Below are 6,416 nucleotides of genomic sequence, written 5' to 3' on the forward strand. Positions count from 1 at the left end.
CCTCAGATGCCGCCGCGGCGGATCAGCTTGCCGCCGGGGGTCCTGCCGTCCACCACGCTGCCGCGCAGGTAGGTGCGGCGGACCACGCCGGAGAGAGCCTTGCCGTCGTACGGGGTGATGGGGTTCTTGTGCTTGAGCTTGGACACGTCCACCACGAAGGCCTCGTCCTGGGCGAAGACGGCGAAGTCGGCGTCGTACCCCAGCGCCAGCTGGCCCTTGTTGGAGAGCCGGGCCAGGGACGCGGGCTTCTCGGCCATCCACGACACCACCTGCTCCAGCGGAATGCCGCGGTGCCGGGCCTCGGTCCAGATCAGGGACAGGCCCAGCTGCAGTGAGGAGACGCCGCCCCAGGCCACGGCGAAGTCACCGTTTTCCAGGTCCTTCAGGTCCAGCGTGCTGGGGGAGTGGTCCGAGACGATGCAGTCGATGGTGCCGTCCTGCAGGCCCTGCCAGAGGAGCTCGCGGTTGGAGGCCTCGCGGATGGGCGGGCAGCACTTGTACGCCGTGGCGCCGTCGGGGATTTCCTCGGCCATGAGCGTGAGGTAGTGCGGGCAGGTCTCCACGGTGAGGTGCACGCCGTCGCGCTTCGCAGAGGCGATCATCGGCAGCGCGTCCGAAGACGAGAGGTGCAGGATGTGGGCGCGGGCACCGGTCCAGCGGGCGCGCTCGATCACCTCCGCGATGGCCTTGTTTTCGGCGCCGCGGGGGCGGGAGGCCAGGAACGTGGAGTAGTGCGCGCCGCCGGGGTGGGGCGCGTGGTCGATGGCGTGGGAGTCCTCGGCGTGGACGATCATGAGCGAGTCGAAGGACTTCAGCTCGCGCATGTCCTCCTCCATCTCGTCCGCGTCCAGGTGCGGGAACTCGTCCACCCCGGAGTGCAGCAGGAAGCACTTGAAGCCGAAGACGCCCTCATCGTGCAGCGGGCGCAGGTCGGACTTGTTGCCGGGGATGGCGCCGCCCCAGAACCCGACGTCCACGAACGCCTGGTCCTCGGCCACCTCGCGCTTGAGCTTGAGGCCGTCCACGTTGGTGGTGGGCGGGATGGAGTTCAGCGGCATGTCGATGATGGTGGTGACGCCGCCGGCGGCCGCGGCGCGGGTGGCGGACGCGAAGCCCTCCCACTCGGTGCGGCCGGGCTCGTTGACGTGGACGTGGGTGTCCACCAGGCCGGGGATCAGGGTTTCGTCGTCGGCGAGTTCCACCACCTCGTCCCCCTGCAGCCCGTTTCCGAGCGGCTCGAGGGCGACGATCTTGCCGCCGCGCACGCCCACTTCACGGGCGGCGATTCCGGCGGTGGTCAGGACGCGCCGGCCCCGGATGACCAGGTCAAAGCGTTCTTCAGACATTCAGGGGCTCCTTCGTGTTCGCAGTGTCGGTCACGTGCACGCCAATGTGCTGACCCAATTCCTCAAGCAGACGTCCTGCTTCGGCTATACATATCTCTACATTGCTCTCCAGCGCCGTCAGGGGATAGACCTGCCGGAAGCCGGAGTTCTGCTGCTGTTCGGGCGAGAGCGTGGTGCGGCCGCAGACGGCAACCACCGGTACTGCGGCGGCCGCTGCCGCGCGGGCAACGCCCATGGGCGTCTTGCCCAGCAGGCTCTGTTCGTCGAGGCTGCCTTCGCCGGTGATCACCAGGTCCGCGCCGGCCAGGCGGTCGGCGAGCCGGGTGAAATCAAGTACGACGTCGATGCCCGGCCGCCGTGATGCCGCCAGTGCCGCGATGGCGGCGTAGCCGACGCCGCCGGCTGCCCCGGCGCCGGGCGCGCTGGCGGCCTTGACCGCCCGTGGCCCGATCTCCGCGGCGAGGACCTGGACGAAGTTGGCCAGGGCGGCGTCCAGTTCGCCGACGTCGGCGGCGGTGGCGCCCTTCTGCGGTCCGAAGATCGCGGCTGCGCCTTCCGCTCCGAGCAGCGGGTTGTCCACATCGCTCGCCAGGATGAAGCGGGATTCCTCCAGCCGGGTGTCGAAGCCGGAGAAGTCGATTTCCGTCAGGTGCGCGAGGGCGGCGCCGCCGAGGGGCAGTTCGTTGCCGGCGGCGTCGAGCAGCTTCGCGCCGAGCCCCTGCAGCACCCCCGCACCGCCGTCGGTGTTGGCGCTGCCGCCGACGCCGAGGATGATCTGCCGGCAGCCGGCGTCGAGCGCCGCGCGGATCAGTTCGCCAGTGCCCAGGCTGCTGGCAGTCCGGGCCGTTACGGAATCCGGCCGCCCGCCGTCGTAGTTGGGAAGCACCGCCAAACCGGAAGCCGCGGCCATTTCGATCACGGCCTCACGGCCGCGGACCGCGAACTCCGCCGTCAGCGGCTGTCCGGTGGGGCCGCTGACCACGGCACGGCGGCGGGTGAAGCCGGAGCCGACGGCGGCGTCGAGGGTGCCCTCGCCGCCGTCGGCCACGGGAATCCGCAGTACCTCAAGTGAGCGCCGTCCCTCATGGCTGACGCCGTCCGCTGTGGCGGAACGCAGCCCGGTTTCAAGGTGCCGGGCCACGTCAGGGGCGGAGAGTGAGCCCTTGAACTTGTCCGGCGCGATCACGATGCGCATTGCTTAGTCCTGCAGCGCCAGGATGGCGGTGGGGGCGTCGGCGGCGCTGGTGGCCAGCTCCTCGAACTCGTTCACGGCGTTGATCTCCAGACCCATGGAGATGTTGGTGACCTTTTCCAGGATCACTTCCACCACCACGGGAACCTGGAACTCGCCCATCAGTGCCTTGGCCTTGTCGAAAGCGGCCGGCATGTCCTCGGGGCTGGTCACACGGATGGCCTTGCAGCCCAGACCCTCGGCGACCTTGAGGTGGTCCACGCCGTAGCCCTCGGTCTCCGGGGAGTTGATGTTGTCGAAGCCCAGTGACACGTGGTAATCCATGCTGAACCCGCGCTGGGACTGGCGGATCAGGCCCAGGTAGGAGTTGTTCACCACCACGTGGATATACGGCAGGTTGAACTGCGCGCCCACGGCCAGTTCCTCGATCATGAACTGGAAGTCGTAGTCACCGGACAGCGCCACCACGTTCTCGCCCGGCTTGCCGCGCACCACGCCGAGGGCGGCCGGGGCGGTCCAGCCCAGCGGGCCTGCCTGGCCGGCGTTGATCCACTTGCGGGCGCCGAACACGTGGAGCATCTGCGCGCCGGCGATCTGGGACAGGCCGATGGTGGACACGTAGGTGGTGTCCTTGCCGAACGCCTTGTTCATCTCCTCGTACACGCGCTGGGGCTTCATCGGCACGTTGTCGAAGTGGGTCTTGCGGTGCAGGGTGGCCTTGCGCTCGGCGCACTCGGCAACCCAGGCGGAGTAGTCCGGCAGGGCCTTGGCGGCCTGGCGCTCGCGGGCGATCTCCAGCAGGCCGTCCAGGGCGGCGCCGGCGTCGGAAGCGATGCCGAAGTCCGGGGAGAACACGCGGCCGATCTGGGTGGGCTCGATGTCGATGTGCACGAACTTGCGGCCGGCGGTGTAGGTGTCCAGGCCGCCGGTGTGGCGGTTGGCCCAGCGGTTGCCGATGCCGATCACGAAGTCGCTGCGCAGGAAGTTCTCGTTGCCGTAGCGGTGGCTGGTCTGCAGGCCCACCATGCCGGCCATCAGCCCGTGGTCGTCCGGGATGGCACCCCAGCCCATCAGGGTGGGGATCACGGGAACGTTCAGTAGCTCGGCCAGTTCCACCAGCTGGGCGGAAGCGCCGGCGTTGATGACGCCGCCGCCGGCCACGATCAGCGGGCGCTCGCCTGCCGTCAGCATGTCCAGGGCCTTCTCCAGCTGCTTGCGGGAAGCCTTGGGCTTCTCCACGGGCAGCGGCTCGTAGGTGTCGATGTCGAATTCAATCTCGGCCATCTGCACGTCGATCGGCAGGTCCAGCAGCACCGGACCGGGACGGCCGGAACGCATCAGCTGGAAGGCCTTCTGGAACGCGCCGGGGACCTGGCCGGGCTCCAGGATGGTCATGGCCATCTTGGTGACGGGCTTGGCGATGGACTCGATGTCCACGGCCTGGAAGTCTTCCTTGTGCAGCTTGGCCACCGGGGCCTGTCCGGTGATGCAGAGCATGGGGATGGAGTCTGCCCATGCTGCGTACAGGCCGGTGATCATGTCGGTGCCGGCCGGGCCGGAGGTGCCGATGCAGATGCCGATGTTGCCGTCCGCTGCGCGGGAGTAGCCGTCGGCCATGTGGCTGGCGCCTTCAACGTGGCGGGCCAGGGTGTGGCGGATGCCGCCATGGGCTTTCATGGCGGAGTAGAAAGGGTTGATCGCCGCGCCCGGCAGGCCGAACGCCTCGGTGGCGCCCTCCTTTTCCAGGATGGCGATGGCAGCGTCTACGGTGCGCATCTTGGTCATGGTGTGCTCCTCAAAAGTCTGTTGGTGGGCCCCTTGGGGCCGAAAAAGGGTGTGGTGGGGGAACCGCCGTCGGAAAGTTCGACGGCGGCTGCCCCGGGTTTGCTTGTTGCGGCGCCTAATGGCGCATTGGGTTTACTTCCGGCCCGGGTTACTTCCGGCCGCTGAGCTGGAGGACCTGCTTGAAGAGTCCCGAGTGGTCCAGTCCGCCGTCGCCCTGGTTGACGGTGGCGGCGACGAGCTGGGCGACGACCGCGCCGAGCGGGATGGAGACGTTGGCTTCGCGGGCGGCGGAGGTGACGATGCCCAGGTCCTTGTGGTGGAGGGCGAGGCGGAAGCCGGGGTCGAAGTTGCGGTCGAGCATCTTCTGGCCCTTCTGGTCCAGGACCTTGGAGCCGGCCAGGCCGCCGCCGAGGACCTTGAGGGCGGCGTCGGTGTCCACGCCGTAGGCCTCGAGGAAGGCGATGGCTTCGCCGAGGACCTCGATGTTGACCGCGACGATCAGCTGGTTGGCGGCCTTGACGGTCTGGCCGGAGCCGGAGGGGCCGACGTGGACGATGGTTTTGCCGACGGCGTTCAGGACGTCCGAGGCGGCGTCGAAGTCTGCCTTGTCGCCGCCGACCATGATGGAGAGGACGGCGTCGATGGCGCCTTGTTCGCCGCCGGAGACCGGGGCGTCGAGGGGGCGGATGCCGGCGTCGCGGGCGTCGTCGGACAGGCGCTTGGCGACGTCTGGGCGGATGCTGGACGCGTCGATCCAGAGGGTGCCCTGCTTGGCGTTGGCGAAGACGCCGTCGGGGCCGCTGACGACGCCTTCGACGTCGGGGGAGTCCGGGACCATGGTGATGACGACGTCGGCGTCCTTGACGGCGTCAGCGATGCTGGAGGCGCCCTTGCCGCCTTCGGAGACGAGCTTGTCGATCTTGTCCTGGCTGCGGTTGAAACCGGTGACGGTGTGGCCGGCCTTGACGAGGTTGATGGCCATGGGCAGGCCCATGATTCCGAGTCCGATGACTGCAACGTTGCTCATGATGGTTCTCTTTCTGAAGTCTTTGTCTGGTTCTGCTGGTCAGGAGGCGGCGTGTTCGCGGATCGCCCAGCTGAAGGCGGTTTCCTGCGGTTCCTTGTATTCGAGGCCGATGTAGCCCTCGTAGCCGAGTTCGCGGCTGCGGGCGATCCACTCGCCGAGGGGAAGCTCGCCGGTTCCGGGAGCCCCGCGGCCGGGGTTGTCGGCAATCTGGATGTGGCCGAAGTCCTTGGCGTGGTTTTCGATGACCGTGGCGACGTCGTCCCCGTTGACGGCCAGGTGGTAGAAGTCCGCGAGGAGCTTGATGTTCCGGGCGCCGGATTCCGCCTTGACCCGGGCGATCACGTCGAGTGCGTCCTGGGCCTTCAGGAGCGGGTACCGCGGGGCTCCGCTGACGGGTTCGAGGAGGACGGTGCCGCCGATCCGGGCCACGCCTTCCGCGGCCGCGGCGAGGTTCCTGGCTGCGAGCTCGTCCTGCTCTTCCGGGCTGAACTCTTCCTGGCGGTTGCCGTAGAGGGCGTTGAAGGCCTTGCAGCCGAGGCGCTCACCGATCCCGGCAACGACGTCGATGTTGTCCTTGAACTCAGAGCAGCGGCCCTTCCAGGACACCAGGCCGCGGTCGCCGCCGGGCATGTTGCCGGCATTGAAGTTCAGGCCGGAAAGCTGCACGCCGGCGTCGGTGATGGCGCGCTCGAAAGCCGTGATCTCGGCGTCGGAAGGGACTGAGCTCTCAAAAGGCCACCAGAACTCGACGGCGTCAAAACCGGCCGCCTTCGCGGCTGCGGGGCGCTCGAGCAAGGGCAGCTCCGTCAGGAGGATGGAGCAGTTCACTGTGTACGTCATCGTAGGTCCTTCCGGGGAGGGGCGTTGATCTATCTTCCCTGCTTGTCGGCTTTTCGACCGTTTCCGCTTTGTGGAATTTAGATTCTGCTTTATGAAAAGTGTAGGGAAGGGGTGGCGGGAGAGTCAAGGGGAGCGGCCGGGGCGACCGTACTGGAAGCACAGGAGGGGCGGCCCCCCCCGGGGCCGCCCCCCAAATAATGGGGGGGAATTTGTTGTGAGGCGAAAG

The 6,416-nt window shown here is 68.0% G+C and carries 5 protein-coding genes; all 5 read right to left on the bottom strand.

The features are described from left to right. Positions 1-2: 2 nt before the first annotated feature. Positions 3-1,346, bottom strand: coding sequence for an allantoinase AllB (allB, locus tag ACFTR6_RS05165; protein WP_377957109.1), 1,344 nt, complete (start codon positions 1,344-1,346; stop codon positions 3-5). Continuing rightward, positions 1,339-2,541 carry a glycerate kinase gene (locus tag ACFTR6_RS05170; protein ID WP_377957110.1) on the bottom strand — a complete coding sequence of 401 codons (1,203 nt, stop codon included), beginning with the start codon at positions 2,539-2,541 and terminating at the stop codon, positions 1,339-1,341. The genes allB and ACFTR6_RS05170 overlap by 8 nt, the downstream gene beginning before the upstream one ends. A 3-nt stretch (positions 2,542-2,544) precedes the next feature. Next, a complete protein-coding gene (gene gcl / locus ACFTR6_RS05175; RefSeq protein WP_377957111.1) occupies positions 2,545-4,323 on the bottom strand; it encodes a glyoxylate carboligase in 1,779 nt (592 codons plus the stop codon). 148 nt (positions 4,324-4,471) lie between these two features. After that, a complete protein-coding gene (locus ACFTR6_RS05180) occupies positions 4,472-5,350 on the bottom strand; it encodes a 2-hydroxy-3-oxopropionate reductase (RefSeq protein ID WP_076800009.1) in 879 nt (292 codons plus the stop codon). 39 nt (positions 5,351-5,389) lie between these two features. Next, positions 5,390-6,190, bottom strand: coding sequence for a hydroxypyruvate isomerase family protein (locus ACFTR6_RS05185; RefSeq protein ID WP_076800011.1), 801 nt, complete (start codon positions 6,188-6,190; stop codon positions 5,390-5,392). Positions 6,191-6,416: the final 226 nt, after the last annotated feature.

Origin of the sequence: Arthrobacter sp. NPDC057009 (assembly GCF_042673905.1) — a bacterium.
In the GTDB taxonomy this organism is placed as follows: Bacteria; Actinomycetota; Actinomycetes; order Actinomycetales; family Micrococcaceae; genus Arthrobacter.

Bases quoted from the DNA above. Each gene is read 5' to 3' on its own strand.
- allB (WP_377957109.1), bottom strand. From the start codon at position 1,346: ATGTCTGAAGAACGCTTTGACCTGGTCATCCGGGGCCGGCGCGTCCTG.
- ACFTR6_RS05170 (WP_377957110.1), bottom strand. From the start codon at position 2,541: ATGCGCATCGTGATCGCGCCGGACAAGTTCAAGGGCTCACTCTCCGCC.
- gcl (WP_377957111.1), bottom strand. From the start codon at position 4,323: ATGACCAAGATGCGCACCGTAGACGCTGCCATCGCCATCCTGGAAAAG.
- ACFTR6_RS05180 (WP_076800009.1), bottom strand. From the start codon at position 5,350: ATGAGCAACGTTGCAGTCATCGGACTCGGAATCATGGGCCTGCCCATG.
- ACFTR6_RS05185 (WP_076800011.1), bottom strand. From the start codon at position 6,190: ATGACGTACACAGTGAACTGCTCCATCCTCCTGACGGAGCTGCCCTTG.